Raw genomic sequence first — 20,147 nt, 5'->3', positions numbered from 1 at the left:
CGGGAGATCACCGGCTCGCAAAGCGCCCACGACCGACCCTCCGTACTGCCTCGAACCGGCCCCGCACGGCCCGAGCCCCCACCACCGGTGTACCGCAATCGCCACCGGCCGTACGGCGGCGACTCGTAGGATCGCCCCATGAACGCCGTGCTGTTCGACTTCTCCGGGACCCTCTTCCGGGTCGAGTCCGCCGACGCCTGGCTGCGCGGGGTCATGGCGGGACGGGAAGCACCGCTCTCCGAGTCCGAGCTGGCCGCCGCCGCGCGGGCGCTGGAAGCGGTCGGGGCGTTGCCCGGCGGCGGGGATCCGGCGCGCATCCCGGCGGAGCTGGCCGGCACCTGGAGGGTCCGCGACCGCAGCGCCGCCCTGCACCGGGCCGCCTACACCGGGCTGTCCCGCCAGGTCGCGCTGCCCGACCCGGCGCTGCACGACGCGCTGTACGAGCGGCACATGACCCCGGCCGCGTGGGCCCCCTACCCGGACGCCCCGGAGGTGCTGCGGACCCTGCGCGGGCGCGGCATCCCGGTGGGGGTGGTCAGCAACATCGGCTGGGACCTGCGGCCGGTCTTCCGCGAGCACGGCCTGGACCGCTACGTGGACACCTACGTCCTGTCCTTCGAGCACGGCGTCCAGAAGCCCGACCCGCGGCTGTTCGCGACCGCGTGCGAGGCGCTGGGCGCCGACCCCCGCAGGACGCTCATGGTCGGGGACAACCGGGAGGCGGACGGCGGCGCCACGGCTCTGGGCTGCGGGGTGCACTTCGTGGACCACCTGCCGGTGGCCGAGCGGCCCGCCGGGCTGCTGCCCGTGCTGGAGCTGGTGGGCTGAGTCCCGCGGCGCGAAGCCTCGCTCCGCCCGCGGGCCGGGAAGTGGTAGCCCGGGGACACCACCTGGGAGTTCGCACGTCTGCCTCGGACGATCCCCCGCGTCGCCCGAGGCAGACGGCATCGCCGGCCCAGACCGGGCAGGTCTGGCCGGGCGTCCTCCGAGTATAGTTGGCTGGCAGCCAGTCAACGCAGGAGTTACAGGATGTCCCCGCGCAGCGCCTCGGTCAACGAAGAGTTGCGGCGGCGTTCCCGGGAGCGGCTCCTGCAGGCGGCGGTCGAGCTCGTGAGCGAGCGCGGCTACGAGGCCACCACGCTGGGCGACATCGCCGACCGGGCCGGTTCGGCGCGCGGTCTGGTCTCGTACTACTTCCCCGGCAAGCGGCAGCTGGTGCAGTCCGCCGTGCACCGGCTCATGCACCGCACCCTGGAGGAGGCGCTGGAGCGCGAGCCGCGCACCGAGGACGGCCGGGAGCGGATGGCCCGGGCCATCGACGCGATCCTGGGCCTGGCCCGGGACCGGCCGGTGCTGATGCGCCAGCACATGGCGGGGATCCTGGACACCGAGGGCTTCATGCAGTGCCCGGAGCAGCGCCGGCTGGCGGAGCTGCTGCGCGACACGATGGCGCGGCACGGTTCGCGGGACGTCGACCGCGACTACCCGATGATGCGGGCCCTGCTGATGGGGGCGGTGTACGCGGCCCTGGTGCCGGGCGCGCCGATGCCGGTCCCGGTGCTGCGGGCCGAGCTGTTCAAGCGCTACGGGCTCGGCCGGGAGCTGGGGCTCCCGCCGGAGGCCGGGGCCTGCGGCGGGAGCGGCGACGAGGATCTGTCGCGGTTCTTCGCGACCGGGGCCGCACCGCGGTGCGGTCCGCCGGATCAGTCGAAGTAGTCGGGCTGAGTCTGCACGTTGAGCTCACGCTGGTGGACCCGGCGGGCCGGATCCGTGCGCCGGTCGTCGATCTTCAGGACGTCGAAGCCCCGGGCCATCTCGTTCGAGTAGATGTGGCCGTTGTAGTAGTACGCCGACCAGGAACCGCCCGACCTGATCGTGTCGGTGGTCAGCGGACCGCGATCGAAGTACGCGATCTCCCTGGGCTCGTCCGAGTCGGTGAACTCCCAGACGGAGACGCCGCCCTGGTACCAGGCCTGGACCATGATGTCCCTGCCCTTGACCGGGATGAGCGAGCCGTTGTGGGCGACGCAGTTCTCGGTGTCCGCCTGGTGGCGGGGGATCTTGAAGTAGCTGCGGAAGACGAGCTTGCGCTGGTCGCCCTTGCCGACGATGTCGTAGATGCCGTCCGCGCCGCGGTCCGGGCCTATCTCCGCGTTGCAGGTGGCCGCGCCGCCGCCGCCCAGCTCGTCGGTGAAGACGACCTTGTTCGCCCGCTGGTTGAACGTCGCGGAGTGCCAGAACGCGAAGTTCACGTTGTCCTGGACCCGGTCGATGACCCTGGGGTGTTCCGGGTCCTCGATGGAGAACAGGATGCCGTCGCCCATGCAGGCGCCCGCAGCCAGGTCCCTCGACGGGAGCACCGTGATGTCGTGGCAGCCGGTGGTCTTGGAGACGCCCGGGTTGACCGGGCCGCCCGGGTTGCCGCCGCCGTCCGGTCCCTCACCGGGGAACAGCACGGGGAAGCCGACGACCTCGGCCTTCTCGGGGGCGCGGCGCGGCACTTTGATGACGGAGATGCCGTCGTGCGGCGGCTGGCAGTCGGGGTAGGCGGCGTTCGGCGAGTACGAGGAGACGTACACGTAGACGTTGCGGCGCTCGGGCACCAGCGTGTGGGTGTGCGAGCCGCAGGCGGTCTCCACGGCGGCGACGTACCGCGGGTTGCGCTTGTCGCTGATGTCGAAGACCTTCATGCCCTCCCACGAGGACTTCTCGGTCGCCGGCTGGGTGGTGCTGGAGCAACTGCTGTCGCTGCGCGAGGAGTCCGTCGACAGGAACAGCAGGTCGCCGGAGACGGAGATGTCGTTCTGCGAACCGGGGCACAGGACTTGGGCGACGGTCTCCGGCGCCCTGGGGTTGCCGATGTCGAAGATGGTGAAGCCGTCGTAGTTGCCGGCGAACGCGTACCGGCCCTGGAAGGCGAGGTCCGAGTTCGTGCCCTGCAGCACGTCCTTGGGGACGTTGGCCAGGTGCTGGATGTTGTCGGAGTGGACGATCTCGTTCTGGCCGGGTATGTCTCCGCTGCGGATGGCTTCGCGCACCTCGGCCTGGGCGCTCCTAGAGACCTCCTTCGGGGCGGGCGAGGCGTCTCCGGGGTCGGGGGTGGCCCCTGCCGGAGCCGCCGTGAGGAGCGCGGCCAGCAGTCCACCGGCGGCTGCGACGACTCCCAGTCGTCTGCGGCGTGTTCTGCGGTCGTTCAACAGGATCACTGTTTTCCTCCCTGGTTCCGTTCACTGCGGAACGGTTCACGCACCACGCAGTATCGTCTTCGCCATGCACATACCAATAGGGGGCAACAGAATCGCAATGAAGTTTTGCGATCAATGACCCGCGGAAGCGTGCCAGTACGCGGCCGCACCACGAGGTGCGCCCCAACCCGTCCGCCCCAGGAGGTCGTTGTGCTCTACCGTCGTGCGTCCCGTACGTCCCGCGCGTCCGCCGTCACGACGGGGCTGGTCGTCCTGGCGGTGCTCGGCGCGGGGGGATGCGACTCCGGTGGGGACAAGAAGGCGGCGGCGGACGGTCCCGCGGTGATCGCGCCGGGTGAGCCGGGCGAGGCCAACCGCACCCTGTCCGCCGAGGAGGCAGCGGAGACGCGCACGGAGAACGACTCCCCCAACTCCGCCGACGTCTCCTACGTCCGCATGATGATCGAGCACCACGCGCAGGCGCTGGTGATGACCGAACTCGTGCCAAGACGAGCGGAGTCGAAGGACGTCGAGCGCATCGCCGAGCGCATCGCGGCCGGGCAGAAGCCCGAGATCCAGGCCATGAAAGGCTGGCTGAAGTCGTACGGCAAACCGCTGAAGGCCGAACGGCACGACCACGCGGCGATGCCCGGCATGGCGACCGAGGCCCAGCTGAAGAAGCTCCGGGCGGCCGAGGGCCGCGCGTTCGACCGCCTCTTCCTCACCCTGATGACGACCCATCACCAGGGCGCGATCACCATGGCCACGGAAGTGAAGGGGCAGGGCAACAACATCCGCGTCGAGGAGATGGCCGACGAGGTCATCGCGCAGCAGACGAGTGAGATCACGCGGATGCGGAACATGCTCTGACCGCACCGCCGGTGGCGGCCGGGCCGTCGCGGCACGCGGGCCGCCGGAGGGTCAGCGTCTGGCCCGGCGCGCCGGGAGCAGACCCGCGTCCCTGGCCTGGCCGATCAGCCGCAGCGAGGTGCGGCGGCCGTGACCGGTCGCGGACATCACGGCGAGGACCGGGTCGCTTCCGTCCCGCTGGGCCGCGCGGTACTCCCGCGCGACGAGTCGCCGCCCGTCGGCTCCGCGCGGGCGCACCGGCCGGGCGCGGCGGCCCGAGCCGCCCCCCGCGGCCTGGGAGCCGTCGGCGCACGCCTCGGCGACCGCCTCCTCGATCCAGTCGGCGAGCACCGCCAGGTCGTCCAGGGTCAGCGCGGGCTGCGCCCGCACCTCCTCGACGCAGACGCTGCCGCCGGCCACCAGTGCCAGCGCGTCGACACGGGCTCCGTCCGGGAAGGCCAGACGGAACTCGAACCAGCGCGTGGCGCCCTCGCTCTCCCGCACTTCCCACGCGGGGCGCACGGACACCGCACCGTCCGCCGGAGAGCGATCAGAAAGATGAAGAAAGGATGCTTCGAGCACACACGGAACGTAACCGCATGATCACATTCCCTACAGATCGGACACGCGCCCCCGGCCCCGCACTGCACCCTGTCAGCGCAGCCGCAGGCGCGGCTGCGAAAGGCCCGGGCCGCAGGAGCGCGCGAGCCGGAGGAGGACGCCCGCCCGCCTCGCCCGTCAGTCCGCGAGGCGGGCGGCCTGCCGGGTCGCGGCCTCCAGCAGCGCGTCCAGCAGGCCGGGGAACAGGGCCTCCAGGTCGTCGCGCCGCAGTCCGTTCATCTTGGCCGTCCCGCGGTACACCTGCCGGATCACCCCGCTCTCCCGCAGCACGCGGAAGTGGTGGGTCGTCGTCGACTTGGTGACCGGCAGCTCGAAGTGGGAGCAGGACAACTCCCCGCTGGCGGTGGCGAGTTCGCGCACGATCCGCAGCCGCATGGGGTCGGCCAGCGCGTGCAGCACGCCCTCCAGCCGAACCTCGTCCCGCAGGGGGTGCGGCAGATCACGGCTCCTCACGGCGGGCGTCGTCACGGCGGCCTCACTTCCTCGGGAGCTTCCATAGTACGAGAACCATCATAGTTTGACACTCGCCGTACTACGATGGCTATCGTACGAATAGCCCCCGGCCCCGTGACGAATGGAATCCGCCGTGACCCCGCTCTTCGAGCCCTTCACCCTGCGCGATGTGACGATCCCGAACCGCGTGTGGATGCCCCCGATGTGCCAGTACTCGGCCGCACCGGAGGGCCCGGAGGCCGGCGTCCCCACCGACTGGCACTTCGCCCACTACGCCGCCCGCGCGACCGGGGGCACGGGCCTGATCGTGGTCGAGGCCACCGCCGTGTCCCCGGAGGGCCGTATCACGCCGTACGACCTGGGCATCTGGAACGACAGGCAGGTGGAGGCCTTCCGCCGGATCACCCGCTTCCTCGCGAAGCAGGGCACCGTCCCGGCGATCCAGCTCGCCCACGCCGGCCGCAAGGCGTCGACGGAGCGGCCCTGGAAGGGCGGCGCCCCGGTCGGCCCCGAGGCTCACGGGTGGGACTCCGTCGCCCCGAGCGCGCTCGCCTTCGACGAGCGGCACCCGGTCCCGGCCGAACTGACGGCCGGGCAGATCGAGGACCTCGTCGAGCAGTTCGCCGCCGCGGCCCGTCGCGCGCTGGCCGCCGGCTTCGAGATCGCCGAGATCCACGGGGCCCACGGCTACCTGATCAACGAGTTCCTCTCACCGCACTCCAACCACCGCACCGACGCCTACGGCGGCTCCTACGAGAACCGCACCCGCTTCGCGCTCGACGTGGTCGACGCCGTGCGCGCGGTGTGGCCGGACGACAAGCCGCTGTTCTTCCGCGTCTCGGCGACCGACTGGCTCCACGAGGGCGGCTGGACGGCGGACGACACCGTCCGCTTCGCGGGTGACCTGCGCGCCCACGGAGTCGACCTGCTGGACGTCTCCACCGGCGGCAACGCCTCCGGGGTGCGCATCCCCACCGGCCCCGGCTACCAGGTGCCCTTCGCCGCCCGGGTCCGCGACGAGGCGGGCCTTCCGGTCGCCGCCGTCGGCCTGATCACCGAGGCGGAGCAGGCGGAGAAGATCCTGGCCAACGGCGAGGCCGACGCCGTCCTGCTGGGCCGCGAGCTGCTGCGCAACCCCTCCTGGGCCCGGCACGCGGCGCGGGAACTCGGCGGCGAGGTGAGGGTGCCGGACCAGTACCACCGCTCCGTCTGACTCCGCTCCCCCGCATTCACGGCCGAACCGGTCGTGCACGTCGCCTTCCCGGGCGCGACGCGGCCGGTTCGGCGTTCCGCCCGGAGGGCTTCCGCCTCCGCCGCGCCACGCCGGGAACCGATCCGCCGGTCGGTCACGGCTGCCCACGCCCCGACGGCCGGCGTGCGCGTTCCGCCGGATCGCCACCGCCGTGGGCAAGTACTGGGTGACCAAGCGCGGTCCGGCCTTCATGACGCACGGCTGGACGCCGCCGTGACACGGCTGAGGCAGCGGCTCTCGGAGGCGACACGGACGACGGCACGCCGCCTCGTGGAGGAGATGGCCCTGGTGCTCCAGGCCTCCCTGCTGGTGCGGCACGCCCCGCCCGCCGTCGCCGACGCCTTCTGCGCGACCCGGCTCGGCGGCGACTGGGGGCACGCCTTCGGAACACTGCCCGAGGGGGCCGCCCTGGACGCGGTCGTGGCGCCGGCTCTGCCCGGGGACTGACCCACAGTCGGCCAACCAGCACACAGATCGCGCACAGTCACCCCCCGATTCCGCTTCGTTGTCGGTGCCGTGGTGCAGACTCCCCGTCAGTCGGCACTTCGCCTGGGGAGGACAACGTGTTCAGCGGGATCGACGAGGTCGACTGGGCCTCGCTGCGGTACGCGGACGGCAGTGCGCAGGACCTGCCGGGGCTGCTGCGCGCCCTGGCCTCCGCCGACCCCGCCGAGCGGGGAAGCGCGCTCGACGGGATGTACGGCGCCGTGCACCACCGGGGGGACGTGCACGACGCCGCGCTCGCGTGCGTCCCGTTCCTCCTCTCGCTCGCCGTCCGCGAGGAGGTGCCGGACCGGGCGGGCGTGGTGGAACTCCTCGTCAGCATCGGCGACCCCGGCGGTGACGGCGGCGAACTCGCCGCGCGGGCCCGGGCCGCGCTGCGCGCGCGTGCCGAGGTGTTCGTACGGCTCGCGGCGGACACCGACAGCGGCGTGCGCCGCGTCGTGCCGGGGGCGCTCGTGCGGTTCCTCGACGGGCCGGCCCGGGTGCTGACGCTGCTGCGCGAGCGCATCCTCGTGGAACGGGACGACCGGGTGCTGACGGCCCTGGCCGAGGCGCTCGGCCTGTTCGTCCGGCGGTACGGGCACGCGGCGCCGGCCCGGCCCTCGCGGCGGCGCCGGTTCCGCCGGGGCGTCGACCACGGCGCCGAGGCCGTGCGTCTGCTGGAGGCGCTGAGCGGGCCTCCGTACGGTCCGGCCCTGCGGCTCGCCGCACTCGGTCAGCTCGCCGGGTGCGCCCCCGAGCGGCTGCCCTCCGACCTCGTCCCGGTCGCCGTCGGGCTGCTCAGGGAGAGATCCGGGCGCCGGGCCGCGACGGGATGTGCCTGCGGGGGGCCCGGCCCCGAGACCCTCGCCGGACGGCTGCGCCGGCTGCGTCCGTCCGACGAGGAGGGCTCCCGGCTGCTGCGCACCCTGCACGCCGGGCTCGGCAGCCGCGTGGCCGACCGGGCCGAGCTGCTGTGCGGGCAGTTGACCAGCCCCGATCCCCTCGACCGGTGCAACGGGGTGTGGATGGCGGCCGGGTTCGTCCGGGAGTGGCGCGACGGCCACGAGCGGCCGGTCGCCCTCATCGGTGCCCAACTCGGCTCCGCCGAGGACCGGTTGCACGACGCCGCGGTGACCGTCCTGGCGGAGCTCCACGCCCTCGCCGCACCCGCCGCCGACCGGCTCCACGCCTTGGTGACGTCCCGTCCCGAGTACCGGACACGGCACGGCGAGCGGGGCACCCCGGCCCTGGGCGGTGCGCTCAAGGCCCTGGCCGCAGCCGGGGACGCGCGGGCCGTGCCGGTGCTCGCCGACGTGCTGGCCGGCCCGGTCGTGCCGCACGAACTGGGCCGGGTGGTGCCCCACCTGGGCCGGGCGGCCGCACCGCTGGCACCGGCCCTGCGCCGACGGCTCGCCCGCGTACCGCTCGACGGGGCCTGCGTCCATGAGCAGGCCGTCCCCCTGCTGTCCGCACTCGGGGCCCTGGGCGACGTCCCGTCCCTGCCGTCCGTACTGCGGCTGCTGCGCGGCATGCCGCAGCGGACGCGGGGCCGTGACGCCGTCATGGACGCGGCCCTCCGCGCCCTGGGTGCCTTCGGCGGCGGCGCGCGCGAGGCGATACCGGACCTCAGGGCGTTGCTCGGAGGCAGCGCCGCGGTCGCCGCCGCCGAGGCGCTGTGGCAGGTGTCGGGGGACGCGGACGCGGTGGTGCCGACGCTGCTGCGGGAGGCGGCGGGGCCGGGGAGGGACCGGCGGCGCCGCGCGGCGGCCGTCCTCGCCCGGCTCGGATCGGCGGCGCGCCCGGCCCTGCCGGTGCTGCGCCGGATGGCCGGCTCCGGTGATCCGGCGGACCGCGCGCCGGCGGCGTGCGCGGTGTGGCGGACGACCGGGGAACCGGACGAGGTCCTGCCGGTCCTCCGGGCTCTCTGGACCGGCCATCCGCACACGCGGCCGGAGATCGCGGGCTGCGCCGCCGCCCTGGGGCCCGGGGGCGCCCCCCTGCACGACCTCCTCCGCGCGGAACTCACATCCCCCCGGCGGCACCGGGCCGACCTGGCAGGCAGCCGGGCCCTCCACGAGGACCTGGTGCTGCTGCGGCTGTGCGGGCAGGCGCTCGAGGGCGGCGGCTGAGGTGTCCCGGTGGCGCTCCGGGGGCGTGGCGCGGCGCCGGCTGTCCCGTCCGGCCCTCATCCCGTCGTGCGGCCCCACATCGGGCCGAAGCGGGCCCATTCGGCGTCCCAGGAGTCGATGCGGCGGCGCTCCAGGCGGCGGCTCACCGCACCGCCGAAGAGCAGCGGCACGGTCGCGGCGCAGACGCCCGCCGCCCCGCCGGTCAGCACCGCCCGCAGGCGCGCCTGGGACGCGGTCAGCGGCCGGGTCGCCTGGCGGCCCTCCAGGTCCGTCCACACGCTGACGGGCGCCCCCGCCGGAGTTCCCGCCGGGACCCGGATCTGACCGGTCCGTGAGGAGCCGTCGGGCGCCGTCCACCGCGCGGTCGCCCAGACCTGGTCGGCGCGGGAGGAGGATCCGCTGTCCCGGACCGCCGCACCGGGGGCCCGCTCGGCGAGGTGGGCCACGACAGGGCGCCATTCCGCATGTTCGCGGGCGAGCCCTTCCTCGACCGAGCGGCAGACCGTGGTCGCGGCGAGCACTCCGGCGGCGGCGGTGAGCAGCCAGACGCCCAGCAGGACCCAGGCCTCCAGCCTGTCGGCCCGGCGCTTGAGCGGATTGCGGCGCCAGCGCCACAGCCACACCGTCGGACCACGCAACGCCATCGAAGGCACCTCCTCGCCGGCGGCCGGCCGGGCCGCCGCCCTCCCATACGCGCGGGGACCGTCCGGTGCTCACTGCACGTACCCGCGGTGCGGATAGCGTGCGGACCGGACCGGTGCCGTACCGGCCGCGACACCCCGTTGACCTGCGCCGGAACCGGGTCCGGAGGTGACTGTCAGTGGTCGGGTGCAGACTGGCCGGTGTCGGAGGAGAAGGCGTCGACGACGACGCCGCGGAGGTGATCGGCATGACCGAGGTACTGCTCGCCGTGGGCACGCGCAAGGGCCTGTTCATCGGGCGCCGCCGGGACGGCGGGGCGTGGGAGTTCGACGAGAGTCCCTACTTCAACGCGCAGGCCGTGTACTCGGTCGCCATCGACACCCGCACCGCGTCCCCGCGGCTGCTGGCGGGCGGCGACAGCGCGCACTGGGGACCGTCCGTGTTCCACTCCGACGACCTGGGCCGGACCTGGACCGAACCGGCCCGGCCGGCCGTCAGGTTCCCCAAGGACACCGGGGCTTCCCTGGAGCGGGTGTGGCAGCTGCACCCGGCCGCGGCCGAACCCGATGTGGTGTACGCGGGCACGGAACCGGCCGCGCTGTACCGCTCGGAGGACCGCGGCGAGACCTTCGACCTGGTGCGGCCGCTGTGGGAGCACCCGACGCGCTCGAAGTGGGTGCCGGGCGGCGGCGGTGAAGGACTGCACACGGTCCTCACCGACGCCCGCGACCCGAGAGCGGTGACGGTGGCAGTCTCGACCGCCGGAGTCTTCCGCACCCTGGACGGCGGCACGAGCTGGACGCCCTCCAACTCCGGTGTGTCGGCGGTGTTCCTGCCCGACCCGAACCCGGAGTTCGGCCAGTGCGTGCACAAGGTCGCGCGGGACGCGGCGGACCCGGACCGGCTGTACCTCCAGAACCACTGGGGGGTGTACCGCAGCGACGACGCGGGCGCCCACTGGACGGACATCGGCGAGGGCCTGCCGTCCACGTTCGGCTTCGCCGCGGCGGCCCACCCGCACCGGGGCGACACGGCGTACGTGTTCCCCATCAACGCCGACGCCGACCGGGTCCCGGCGGACCGTCGCTGCCGGGTCTACCGGACGGCGGACGCGGGCAAGAGCTGGGAGCCGTTGTCGGCGGGCCTGCCCCAGGACGACCACTACGGCACGGTGCTGCGCGACGCGCTGTGCACGGACGACGCCGACCCGGCGGGCGTCTACTTCGGCAACCGCAACGGCGAGGTGTTCGCCTCGGCGGACGACGGGGACAGCTGGCAGCAGCTGGCCTCGCACCTGCCGGACGTGCTGTGCGTGCGCGCGGCGGTCGTCGGCTGAGCAGAAACACGGGCCGCTCCGATCCGGAAGGCCCCGCCCGGATCTGCGAGGGATCGCGGATGGCGACGGGGCCGCGGGCGGGCCGGCAGGACCGCGGGCGGGCCGGCAGGTTACGGCAGCCGCCAGTCGACCGGCTGGCCGCCCAGCTTCACCAGGAGGTCGTTGGCCCGGCTGAAGGGGCGCGAGCCGAAGAAGCCGCGGTCCGCCGACATCGGTGAGGGGTGGGCCGACTCGATCGCCGGGAGGTCGCCCAGCAGGGGCCGCAGGTTGCGGGCGTCGCGGCCCCACAGGATCGACACCAGCGGCTTGCCGCGCGCGGCCAGCGCCCGGATCGCCTGCTCGGTGACCTCCTCCCAGCCCTTGCCGCGGTGCGCGCCCGGTTTGCGCGGCGCGGTGGTGAGGGCCCGGTTGAGCAGCAGGACGCCCTGCCGGGTCCACGGCGTCAGGTCGCCGTTGGACGGGCGGGGCAGGCCGAGGTCGGAGTGCATCTCGCGGAAGATGTTCTCCAGGCTCCCCGGCAGCGAGCGCACCTCGGGCGCCACGGCGAAGCTCAGCCCGATGGCCATCCCCGGTGTGGGGTAGGGGTCCTGGCCGACGATCAGGACGCGGACGTCGTCGAAGGGTTGCTGGAAGGCGCGCAGGACGTTCGCGCCGGCCGGCAGGTAGGTCCGGCCCGCCGCTATCTCGGCGCGCAGGAAGTCGCCCATGGCGGCGATGCGTTCGGCCGCGGGTTCCAGGGCCTTCGCCCAGCCTGCTTCGACAAGTTCGTGCAACGGTCGTGGTGCCACGACGCGTCACTCTACTGGCAGACGCGAGGCACTGGCGCCCGCCACCGGTCGTCCCCCCACGGCCGCGCTCGCGCCGCTAGTCTTCCTCCCCGTCGAGGTCGTGGACCCGGACCGGGCGGAACGCGCGGCCGGACCGCCGTGAAGGAGGGATCGTGTCGCGTCCCGTGGACTCCGGGTTCCTCGCCGTGGACTCCGGTGGATCCGGACTCCGGGTGGTGGTGGGGACCGCCGAGCGCGGACCGCTGGCCCGGCGGGCCTCCGCCGAACCCGTCCGCACCGGCGCGAAGGGCATCGATCCCGAGCACTTCATGGCGCAACTCCTCCCTCTCGTGCGGGCGTCGGCGGCGGAGGCCGGACCGGTCCGGCTGACCGCCGCCGTCGTGGGCGCCGCCGGGCTGGCCACCCTGGGCGAGGCCCTGCGTGCGGAGCTGCCGGGCGCTCTGGCGCGGGAGCTGGGTGTGCGGCGGGTGGCACTGGCCGCCGACGCGGTGACGGCGTACGCGGGGGCCCTCGGTGCCCGTCCGGGCGCCGTCGTCGCCGGAGGTACCGGCCTGATCGCGATCGGTACGGATCTGACCGGCTGGCGCCGGGCGGACGGCTGGGGACACCTGCTGGGCGACTGCGGGGGCGGGGCCTGGATCGGGCGGGCCGGGCTGGAGGCGGCGCTGCGCGCCCACGACGGCCGGGAGGGCGGTTCGGCCCGGTTGCTGGCCTGTGCCCAGGAGGCGTTCGGACCCGCGCCGGGGCTGCCCGGCGCGCTGTACCCGCGCCCCGACCGGCCCGCCGTCCTCGCGTCGTTCGCGCCCCGCGTGGCGGGCTGCGCGGACGAGGACCCGGTCGCGGCGGGCATCCTGCGTGCGGCGGCGCGGCACATGGCCGACTCCGCGGCAGCCGTGTGCCCGCCGGGCGGGGAGCCGTGCGTGGCCGCCACGGGCGGCCTGTTCAAGCTGGGCGAGGCACTTCTCGGACCGCTGGACGAGGAGCTGGCGCGGCGGCTGCCGCGGGCACGCCGGGTGCCCGCCGAGGGGGACCCCCTGCACGGCGCGGTGCGCCTGGCGGCCGAGTTGAGCGCCGGCGCCCTCGCCCTGCCGGGTGACGAGACCATGCTCAGCGTCACCACTCTGACGGGCGATTGACCCCTTCACACCCGAACCGTACGCAAGCCATCCGACAAAACGGGACGGATACCGCTCACCTGCACCCTCCCCGAACAGGGGAGCCCAGGAAGCCAGTAACATGCGACGCCATGAGTTCCCCCACTGGGCCCGCGTCCGGCCTGCCAGTACGAATGCCGCGCCCCCGCCAGCCCGGACGGCACCGCCGCCCCGAGCCGCTGGTGGCTCCCGAGGGCGCGCCCGCGCTCGTCCTCGCGGTCCCGGGCACGCCCAGCAGCGCCACGCGTGGGCTCGCCGAGGAGGTCGTGAGCATCGCGCGCTCCGAGCTGCCCGGCCTGGACGCCCGTATCGGGTACCTGGACGGGGACAACGAGGAGTTCCCGACCCTGCAGTCGGTCCTCACGTACGCCGCCGAGGAGCGCACCGCCCGCTTCGAGCAGGCGCGTGCCGCGGGTCTGGACGTGCGGGAGCCGGACGGGCCGGTCGCCGTCGTGGTGCCGCTGCTCGCCGGTCCGGACAGCGCGCTGCTGCGCCGGGTCCGTCAGGCCGTGATGGAGAGCCGTATCGCCGCCGAGCTGACGGACGTGCTCGGTCCGCACCCGCTGCTCGCCGAGGCGCTGCACGTGCGGCTGTCGGAGGCCGGTCTGGCGCGTGCCGACCGTGCCCGGCTGTTCACGGTGGCGACCGCCGCCGACGGCATCGTCCTGGCGTCCGTGGGCGGTGACGAGGCGGTGCAGGCGGCCGGGATCACCGGCATGCTGCTCGCCGCCCGCCTGGCCGTGCCGGTGATGGCGGCGGCCCTGGACCAGGAGGGTTCCATCGCGTCCGTGGCCGAGCAGCTGCGCTCCTCCGGCTCGCAGCAGCTGGCCCTCGCGCCCTACCTGATCGGCCCGGAGATCGAGCCGGGGCTGGTCGAGGAGGCCGCGAAGGAGGCCGGGTGTTCCGCCTCGGAGTCGCTCGGCGCCTACCCGGCGATCGGGAAGCTGGCCCTCGCGAAGTACACGACGGCCCTGGGCATCACGCCGCAGCAGGCGCAGAGCACCCCGGCGCGCTGACCCGCGCCGTCGAATCGCACGACTGAAGGCCCGCTCCGCTCCGGAGCGGGCCTTCGCCATGGTGCGCGTCCTCCCCGTTCGCGCGGGAGGCTCCTGGACGCCGGCGGTCAGCCGATGATCACGCAGGACGCCGCCGGGAGCGCGATGGAGCCGGCGAGGTGCGGGACGCCCGTGTCCGGGTCCACCGTGAACCAGGTGACGTCGCCCGAGCGCTCGTGGGCGACGTACAGGTGGCGGCCGTGGGCCGTGAGGGCGCGCGGCCAGTGCCCCCCGCAGGGAACCGTGGTGAGCAGCCGCAGGCCCTCGTCCTCCACGGCGAGTACGGACAGGACGTCCTCACCGCGGGTGGCGGTCCACACGAAGCGGCCGTCGGACGACACGGCGATGCCCGACGGGTAGGCGTCGCCCTCCGGCACGCCGGGCAGGACCCCGGTCTCCGCGAGGGGTGTCAGCACGCCCCCCTCCGCGTCCCAGCGGCAGGCGGTGACGGACGGGCTCAGCTCGTTGACGACGTACGCGCGCGTGCCGTCCGGGTGGAAGGCCAGATGGCGGGGCCCGGAGCCGGACCCGAGCGCGGTCTCCCGGTGCAGGACCGGGACACCGTCGGTCAGGGCGCACACCCGGACCGAGTCGGTGCCGAGGTCGACGCTGACGGCCCAGCGTCCGCTCGGGTCGGACTGGACCTGGTGGGCGTGCGGTTGCCGTTGGCGGTCCGGGTGCGGGCCGGAGCCGGTGTGCCGGATCGCGCCCGACGCCGTCCCGGCGAGGGCGCCGTCGGGACGCAGGGGGACGGCGGTGACGCCGCCGGAGCCGTAGTCGGCGGTGAGGACGTGCCCGGCGTACAGGCCGAGGTGGGTCGGCCCGTCCCCGACCCGGACGGCCGGCCCGGCCGGCTCGGGCTTGTCGCCGCCCAGCCGGTACGCCGCCACCGCGCCCTCAAAGGTCTCGCTGACCGCGTAGAGGAGGTCGCCGCCGGGCGAGAGGGCCAGGTAGGACGGGTCGGGGACGGCGTCGAAGCTGCTCAGGACGGTGAGCGCGCCGCTGTGGGCGTCGACCTCCGCGGTGACGAGGCCGGGACCGCCGGCCGTCGTGAACGATCCGATGTACGCCCGTCCGCCGTCCGCCACCGCTGTCCCCTCTCGTCCCCGAGCCGTCCGGAAGGACCGCGCAGCCGATCATGCGCGGTCTAGACCAACGGGTCAAGAGTGCCCGGGGAGCCGTCAGGCCCCGACCAGTGGGGAGCCCGAGGGGGCGCGCAGGGGCCGGGAGAGCTCGGCGAGAGCCCGCTCCAGGCCGTGCAGATGGGCCAGCGCGGGCTCCGCGACGGACGCCTCGTCCGCGTCGAGGGCGATGTCCCGGCCCTCGGTGAGTGCCTCGACCGCGTTCTCCACGCGCCGGCAGGCCGCGGCCAGGCGGGCGTCGTGGGAGGCCTCCGGGTCGGCGGCCACGGCGACCAGGCCGCGGATCTCCCGGGCGCAGTCGTCGAGGAGATGCAGCACGTGCCGGGCCCGGCGCTTGCGCCCGAGGACCGGATTGAGCGGGTGCACCAGCGGGGCGACCGAGAGCCGCACCCGGGCGAGGAGCTGCTCCAGCTCCGCCACCCGCGGGGTGGGGTCGGCCTCCGGTACGCCCGCCAGGCGCCGGGCCGTCTCGGTGGCGCAGGCGTGCACACAGCCCAGGGCGCGGCGGATCCAGGCGTCGGTGACGCTGTGGGTGGTGACCGGCAGCACGAGGATCACGGCCAGGACCGCGCCCAGCGCCCCGACCACGGTCTCGGCGAGGCGCAGGGCGAGCAGACCGGGGCCGAGCACCCCGAGGAGGCCGTACAGCAGCCCGGCGAGGAGCGTCACCCAGAGCATCATCCAGGTGTAGGAGACGGCCGCCGTGTAGAAGATGCCGAAGACGCAGAGGGCGGCGAGCAGCGCGGTGGCGACCGGTTCCCCGTGGACGGGCACGGCGATCAGCAGGCCGAGGCCGATCCCGATGACCGTGCCGAGCAGCCGCCGGAAGCCGCGCACCAGGGTCTCGCCGCGCGAGGTGGTGTTGACGAAGATCCACCAGGTGGCGCCGACGGCCCAGTACCAGCGCTGACCGGACACCAGCTGCCCCACGATCAGGGCGAAGCCGGCGCCCGCGGTCGCCTGGACCGCCTGGCGGGTGGTGACGCGGGCCAGCCCGGTGCCGCCCGGCGGGGCGGGCGGGACGGGCAGGGGCAGCCGGCGCTCGTAGCACCACAGGCCGAAGCGCACCGCGGCGGCGGCCAGGACGGACAGCAGGACCGCGGCGTACAGCTCGGGAAGCTGGCCGGTCGTGGCGTGCAGGAACTGCGCCACGAAGAAGTTCATGAAGGCGAACACGCCGAGGCTGTGACCGCGCGGGCCCCACCGGCGCGCGTACACCCCCGCGCCGACCACGGCGAGGAAGGTGAGGTCCCGGGCGACCGGGTGGTCGTGGAGTACGGCCGCCGCCGTGAGGACGGGCAGTCCGACGAGGGGCAGCAGCGCGGTGGTGACGGCCTGGCCGCGGACGGTGGCGTCGGTGACGGTGAACAGGGCGAGCAGCGCGGCGAGGCCGCCGGTGACGGCGCCCGTGAGGGAATGCCCGGCGAAGCCGCACAGGGCGACCGCCAGCGTGATACCGAGCACCGCGCGCGTGGCGAACCGCAACCGCGTCCGCCCCGGATCCGGAGCCGTGAACACCCTCTTCAGCACCGCTTACCGCCCCCTTCGTCAGCGCGTGTCGCGCAGGCATGAAAAAGGCGCCGCGGGGGTCCGCAGCGCCATCGACTCACCTATAGGAGCATCCCTGTCGCCACTGGCTCAACTCGCTGCTTCTAGACTGGGCCATTGGTACAGCCGTGGCGGTGCGGGAACGGCCACGGCAGAGCCATCGGACGAGGAGGACGTGCCATGCCCGTGGACGAGCTCGACACCCGCATCCTGCGGCTGCTGCTGGAGCAGCCGCGCACCAGTGTGCGCGAGTACGCCCGGATCCTCGGGGTGGCCCGGGGCACGCTCCAGGCGCGGCTCGACCGGCTGGAGCGGAACGGCGTGATCACCGGCACCGCGCCGGCCCTCTCCCCCGCCGCGCTCGGGCATCCGGTGCTGGCGTTCGTGCACGTCGAGGTCACCCAGGGGCATCTCGACGAGGTGGGCGACGAGCTGGCGGCCGTGCCGGAGATCGTCGAGGCGTTCTCGATCACGGGTGGCGGAGACCTGCTGGCCCGGGTCGTGGCGCGGGACAACGCCCACCTGGAGGACGTCGTCCAGAAGCTGATCAGCATGCCCGGGGTCGTGCGCACCCGCACGGAGGTCGCCCTGCGCGAGCGCGTCGCGCACCGGCTGCTTCCCCTGGTCGAGTCGATCGGGCGGTCCGCCCGCGGCTGACCTCGCGAGGCCTGCGGACGAGCCTGCGAGGCGTGAGCCTGCGAGGCGTGCGGACGGCGTCCGCGCTCGCGCACGACCTCCCGAAGCCCCGCGGACGGCCTCGGAGAGCATGGCGAACGGCCTCTGAGAGCATGGCGGCATGAGCGGGCTCCGGGGTACTTCGGTCATCTTCGATCTCGACGGCACGCTGGTGGACAGCGAGCCGAACTACTTCGAGGCCGGCCGGCAGACCCTCGCCGCCTACGGCGTGCCGGACTTCACGTGGAAGGACCACGAGCGGTACGTCGGCATCAGCACCCGGGAGACCGTCGCGGACTGGAAGGACCGGTACGCCCTGCCGGCCACCGTGGAGGAACTGCTCGCCGCGACGAACCGGCGCTACCTGGAACTGGCCCGCAGCGGCACCCGCGCCTACCCGGAGATGCGCGGTTTCGTGGAGCTCCTGGCCGCCGACGGTGTGCCCATGGCCGTCGCCTCGGGCTCCTCGCCGGAGGCCGTCGCGGCGGTGCTGACCGGCACCGGGCTCGACGCGCACCTGCGCACGGCGGTCTCCGCCGACGAGGTCGCGCACGGCAAGCCCGCACCCGACGTCTTCCTGGAGGCGGCCCGCCGCCTCGGCGCCTCCCCGGCCGACTGCGTCGTCCTGGAGGACGCCGCGCCGGGCGCCGCCGCCGCGCACGCGGCCGGCATGCGCTGCATCGCCGTGCCGTACGTCCCGGCGCAGGCGGACTCCCCGGAGTTCGCCACGGCCGGCCTCCTCCTCCGGGGCGGACAGCGGGAGTTCACGGCGCGCACCGCGTACGACTGGCTCGTGGAGTCGGCCGCCCTCTCCTGACGACCGCGCGAACGTACGAAATTTTTTGCGGCGGAGCTGATTGTTTCGCCTCCGCCGTCCGTACCTCCTGGTGTTGGGCCGTTCATCTCCAGGAGGCACGATGCGCATCTCGCGCAGCACGGCAGGAACCGCGTTCGTGGGCGGTGCGATGATCCTTACGCTCACCGCGCTCGCCTATCCCAGCATGCTGGGCGTGCAGAACACGGCCGCCAGCCAGGACCGCATCATCGCGAACACCCAGTGGGGCCCGCTGACCGAGGCCGACCGCGACTTCGTGGTCCGCGTGCGTGCGGCCGGGCTGTGGGAGTACCCGCTGGGGCAGATGGCGATGGAGAAGGGCACGACGCCGGCGATGAAGGAGGTCGCCAAGCACCTGCTGGTGGGACACGGCCGCCTCGACGCGTCGTGCCGCAAGCTCGGCACGGACCTGGGCATCACGCTGCCGAACGAGCCCTCCCCGCAGCAGCAGCAGTTCGTGGCGACGGCGGAGGGCGCCAGCGGCAAGGAGTTCGACTCCACGGCGGTGACGATCATGCGCGTCGCGCACGGCAGCATCTTCCCGGCCGTCGCCAAGATCCGTGCGACCACCCGGAACAGCCTGGTGCGGGAACTCGCCGACCAGACCAACGACACCGTGCTCGACCACATCACCATCCTGGAGAAGACCGGCCTGGTCAATCACGAGCAGGTGGCCTTCCAGATCACCGCCCCGGCGAAGCTGCCGCAGGACCAGACGACGCCCCCGCCGCCGCAGGCGGGTGCGCCGGTCCGGGTGCTGCCGGTCCCCGAGAACCTGAAGGACTTCCAGACGGTCGCCCCGAATCCGTCCTTCGCGCCGCAGCCGTCCCCCACGGCGGGCTGAGCGGGAGCGGCGGCGGGCATCCCCTGCGGGCGGGGGTGGTCGGCGGGTGTCCCGTCCGGCTGCGACCCGGCGGCCACCCGGTCCGGGCCCGGGACCGGTTCACCTGCCCTGGCGCGCCCCTGCCTCGGGCCGGATCACCCCGGGCGGCGGGACGAGCCCGGCCCGCCCAGGTGCGCTTCGCACGGGCTCGGACCGGTCGTCCCGCGGCCGGTCACCGCCCGTTCCTCCTGCGTCACGAGCGCCGGCGGGGCTTGCCGCGCCTGCCGCCGCCCTTGCCGGTGCCTCCCCCGGCTTTCCGGGTGCCTCCGCCGCCCTTCGCGGTTCCGCCCTTCGCGGCTCCGCCGCTGCCGCTCCCGCGGCGGTTCGCGCCGCTCGGCCGTCCGGCTGCCGCCGGCTTCCGCCGTGCCCCGTCCTGGTCCGCGCGCCGGGACTTGTCCTGGTCCTGGGGCTGCGTACGGCCCCGCGTGCTGTTGACCGTCCGGCCGCGGACGATGCCGATGAAGTCCTCGATCAGGTCCGTCTTCGCCTCCTCGGGCCAGGCCAGGGCCACGCTCGACGCGGGCGCGTCCTTCAGGGGGCGGTGCGTGAGGTCCTTGCGGTGGTGGAGCCGGGCCAGCGACAGGGGGACGACCAGAACGCCGATGCCGGCCGCGACCAGTTCGATCGCGTCGGCCGTGGTGGCGGGCCGTTCGAGGGCGGGCCGTCCGGGCAGGCCGTGCTCCCAGTCGAGGACGTCGTCCAGGGGGTGCAGCACGATGTCGTCGATCAGATCCTCCGGCGCGACCTCGTCGACGGCCGTGACCAGGTGGTCCTTGGGCACGACGACGACCGTCTGCTCGGTGTAGAGGGGGATCGCGCTGAAGAACGCCCGGTCCACCGGCAGCCGCACGAGGCCCGCGTCGGCGTCACCCTCGCGCAGCCGCCCGTCCGCGTCCGGCGCGGGTACCTGCGTGAGCGTCAGCGGGACACCGGGGTGCCGCTCGCTCCAGACGCGTACCCACTTGTCGGGCATCACCCCGGGTACGTAGGCGAGCCGGAACGAGGGAGACGCAGCCGAGTCTGTCACCCGGCCAGGTTACCGGCCCAGGTCAGCGGCCGTGACGGACGGAAGGCTCCCGGCCGGCCCCGCGCGGTGGCCGTGGTCGGCGGCCGG

At 74.3% G+C, this 20,147-nt stretch carries 19 protein-coding genes and 1 pseudogene; 12 read left to right on the top strand and 8 right to left on the bottom strand.

Annotation, left to right across the window (positions count from 1 at the left end; genetic code table 11):
- Positions 1-138 precede the first annotated feature (138 nt).
- Together ACFYWG_RS06655 and ACFYWG_RS06650 are read left to right on the top strand one after the other, a co-directional pair.
- A complete protein-coding gene (locus tag ACFYWG_RS06655; protein WP_389199722.1) occupies positions 139-828 on the top strand; it encodes an HAD family hydrolase in 690 nt (229 codons plus the stop codon).
- 201 nt (positions 829-1,029) lie between these two features.
- On the top strand, positions 1,030-1,716 hold the full coding sequence (locus ACFYWG_RS06650; protein ID WP_376326366.1) for a TetR/AcrR family transcriptional regulator: 687 nt from the start codon (positions 1,030-1,032) through the stop codon (positions 1,714-1,716).
- Here the strand turns inward: ACFYWG_RS06650 and ACFYWG_RS06645 are convergent.
- Positions 1,704-3,206, bottom strand: a complete 1,503-nt coding sequence (locus ACFYWG_RS06645) for an LVIVD repeat-containing protein (RefSeq protein WP_389199719.1) — start codon at positions 3,204-3,206, stop codon at positions 1,704-1,706. The two genes, ACFYWG_RS06650 and ACFYWG_RS06645, sit on opposite strands and share 13 nt — an antisense overlap.
- Before the next feature lie 189 nt (positions 3,207-3,395).
- Here ACFYWG_RS06645 and ACFYWG_RS06640 point away from each other — a divergent pair, with 189 nt between their 5' ends.
- Positions 3,396-4,055 carry a DUF305 domain-containing protein gene (locus tag ACFYWG_RS06640; RefSeq protein ID WP_389199717.1) on the top strand — a complete coding sequence of 220 codons (660 nt, stop codon included), beginning with the start codon at positions 3,396-3,398 and terminating at the stop codon, positions 4,053-4,055.
- A 51-nt stretch (positions 4,056-4,106) separates the two neighbouring features.
- Here the strand turns inward: ACFYWG_RS06640 and ACFYWG_RS06635 are convergent, their stop codons facing one another.
- The gene (locus tag ACFYWG_RS06635; protein ID WP_383508125.1) at positions 4,107-4,562 is read right to left on the bottom strand and encodes a DUF6214 family protein; all 456 of its coding nucleotides are present in this window, start codon (positions 4,560-4,562) and stop codon (positions 4,107-4,109) included.
- A 210-nt stretch (positions 4,563-4,772) separates the two neighbouring features.
- A complete protein-coding gene (locus ACFYWG_RS06630) occupies positions 4,773-5,123 on the bottom strand; it encodes an ArsR/SmtB family transcription factor (protein ID WP_383508126.1) in 351 nt (116 codons plus the stop codon).
- Between the two features lie 118 nt (positions 5,124-5,241).
- Here ACFYWG_RS06630 and ACFYWG_RS06625 point away from each other — a divergent pair, with 118 nt between their 5' ends.
- From ACFYWG_RS06625 to ACFYWG_RS06615, 3 genes and pseudogenes are all read left to right on the top strand, one after another.
- Complete coding sequence (locus ACFYWG_RS06625) at positions 5,242-6,321, top strand: NADH:flavin oxidoreductase/NADH oxidase (protein WP_389199714.1); 1,080 nt, start codon at positions 5,242-5,244, stop codon at positions 6,319-6,321.
- 166 nt (positions 6,322-6,487) lie between these two features.
- A pseudogene (locus ACFYWG_RS06620) lies at positions 6,488-6,807 on the top strand (hypothetical protein); the annotation flags it as partial.
- A 116-nt stretch (positions 6,808-6,923) separates the two neighbouring features.
- Entirely contained in the window at positions 6,924-8,975 is a 2,052-nt protein-coding gene (locus ACFYWG_RS06615; protein ID WP_389199712.1) for a HEAT repeat domain-containing protein, read from the top strand.
- Positions 8,976-9,031: 56 nt separating this feature from the next.
- Here ACFYWG_RS06615 and ACFYWG_RS06610 read toward each other — a convergent pair whose 3' ends face one another.
- The gene (locus ACFYWG_RS06610) at positions 9,032-9,619 is read right to left on the bottom strand and encodes a hypothetical protein (RefSeq protein WP_385414717.1); all 588 of its coding nucleotides are present in this window, start codon (positions 9,617-9,619) and stop codon (positions 9,032-9,034) included.
- A 176-nt stretch (positions 9,620-9,795) separates the two neighbouring features.
- Between ACFYWG_RS06610 and ACFYWG_RS06605 the strand changes: the two genes are divergently transcribed.
- Positions 9,796-10,953 (top strand): WD40/YVTN/BNR-like repeat-containing protein, encoded by a 1,158-nt coding sequence (locus ACFYWG_RS06605; RefSeq protein ID WP_376326350.1) that lies wholly within the window; start codon positions 9,796-9,798, stop codon positions 10,951-10,953.
- Positions 10,954-11,063: 110 nt separating this feature from the next.
- On the opposite strand, the gene ACFYWG_RS06600 is transcribed toward ACFYWG_RS06605, so the two are convergent.
- Positions 11,064-11,741, bottom strand: coding sequence for a uracil-DNA glycosylase (locus ACFYWG_RS06600; protein WP_383508138.1), 678 nt, complete (start codon positions 11,739-11,741; stop codon positions 11,064-11,066).
- A 152-nt stretch (positions 11,742-11,893) separates the two neighbouring features.
- Here ACFYWG_RS06600 and ACFYWG_RS06595 point away from each other — a divergent pair, with 152 nt between their 5' ends.
- Together ACFYWG_RS06595 and ACFYWG_RS06590 are read left to right on the top strand one after the other, a co-directional pair.
- A complete protein-coding gene (locus ACFYWG_RS06595; protein ID WP_389199709.1) occupies positions 11,894-12,877 on the top strand; it encodes an N-acetylglucosamine kinase in 984 nt (327 codons plus the stop codon).
- A gap of 110 nt (positions 12,878-12,987) precedes the next feature.
- The gene (locus ACFYWG_RS06590; RefSeq protein ID WP_383508144.1) at positions 12,988-13,911 is read left to right on the top strand and encodes a sirohydrochlorin chelatase; all 924 of its coding nucleotides are present in this window, start codon (positions 12,988-12,990) and stop codon (positions 13,909-13,911) included.
- A 107-nt stretch (positions 13,912-14,018) separates the two neighbouring features.
- Here the strand turns inward: ACFYWG_RS06590 and ACFYWG_RS06585 are convergent, their stop codons facing one another.
- Both ACFYWG_RS06585 and ACFYWG_RS06580 read right to left on the bottom strand, forming a co-directional pair.
- Entirely contained in the window at positions 14,019-15,038 is a 1,020-nt protein-coding gene (locus tag ACFYWG_RS06585) for a lactonase family protein (RefSeq protein WP_389199707.1), read from the bottom strand.
- 93 nt (positions 15,039-15,131) lie between these two features.
- Positions 15,132-16,622 (bottom strand): FUSC family protein, encoded by a 1,491-nt coding sequence (locus ACFYWG_RS06580; protein WP_389199705.1) that lies wholly within the window; start codon positions 16,620-16,622, stop codon positions 15,132-15,134.
- Between the two features lie 198 nt (positions 16,623-16,820).
- Here ACFYWG_RS06580 and ACFYWG_RS06575 point away from each other — a divergent pair, with 198 nt between their 5' ends.
- The 3 genes from ACFYWG_RS06575 (at position 16,821) to ACFYWG_RS06565 (ending at position 18,994) form a co-directional block, all read left to right on the top strand.
- On the top strand, positions 16,821-17,297 hold the full coding sequence (locus ACFYWG_RS06575; RefSeq protein WP_376326341.1) for an Lrp/AsnC family transcriptional regulator: 477 nt from the start codon (positions 16,821-16,823) through the stop codon (positions 17,295-17,297).
- 139 nt (positions 17,298-17,436) lie between these two features.
- Positions 17,437-18,132, top strand: coding sequence for an HAD family hydrolase (locus tag ACFYWG_RS06570; RefSeq protein ID WP_389199703.1), 696 nt, complete (start codon positions 17,437-17,439; stop codon positions 18,130-18,132).
- Positions 18,133-18,232: 100 nt separating this feature from the next.
- Positions 18,233-18,994: a DUF4142 domain-containing protein gene (locus ACFYWG_RS06565; RefSeq protein WP_376326337.1), complete on the top strand. Its 762-nt coding sequence runs from the start codon at positions 18,233-18,235 to the stop codon at positions 18,992-18,994.
- A gap of 232 nt (positions 18,995-19,226) precedes the next feature.
- Here ACFYWG_RS06565 and ACFYWG_RS06560 read toward each other — a convergent pair whose 3' ends face one another.
- Complete coding sequence (locus tag ACFYWG_RS06560; RefSeq protein ID WP_389199701.1) at positions 19,227-20,060, bottom strand: LysR family transcriptional regulator substrate-binding protein; 834 nt, start codon at positions 20,058-20,060, stop codon at positions 19,227-19,229.
- Positions 20,061-20,147 lie beyond the last annotated feature (87 nt).

The organism is Streptomyces sp. NPDC003456, from assembly GCF_042878735.1.
Lineage (GTDB): Bacteria > Actinomycetota > Actinomycetes > Streptomycetales > Streptomycetaceae > Streptomyces.
This window is presented reverse-complemented; position numbering and strand designations above follow the sequence as displayed.

Excerpts from the sequence above, each read along its gene's own strand:
- ACFYWG_RS06655 (WP_389199722.1), top strand. The coding sequence starts at position 139 with ATGAACGCCGTGCTGTTCGACTTCTCCGGGACCCTCTTCCGGGTCGAG.
- ACFYWG_RS06650 (WP_376326366.1), top strand. The coding sequence starts at position 1,030 with ATGTCCCCGCGCAGCGCCTCGGTCAACGAAGAGTTGCGGCGGCGTTCC.
- ACFYWG_RS06575 (WP_376326341.1), top strand. The coding sequence starts at position 16,821 with ATGCCCGTGGACGAGCTCGACACCCGCATCCTGCGGCTGCTGCTGGAG.
- ACFYWG_RS06565 (WP_376326337.1), top strand. The coding sequence starts at position 18,233 with ATGCGCATCTCGCGCAGCACGGCAGGAACCGCGTTCGTGGGCGGTGCG.
- ACFYWG_RS06590 (WP_383508144.1), top strand. The coding sequence starts at position 12,988 with ATGAGTTCCCCCACTGGGCCCGCGTCCGGCCTGCCAGTACGAATGCCG.
- ACFYWG_RS06610 (WP_385414717.1), bottom strand. The coding sequence starts at position 9,619 with ATGGCGTTGCGTGGTCCGACGGTGTGGCTGTGGCGCTGGCGCCGCAAT.
- ACFYWG_RS06570 (WP_389199703.1), top strand. The coding sequence starts at position 17,437 with ATGAGCGGGCTCCGGGGTACTTCGGTCATCTTCGATCTCGACGGCACG.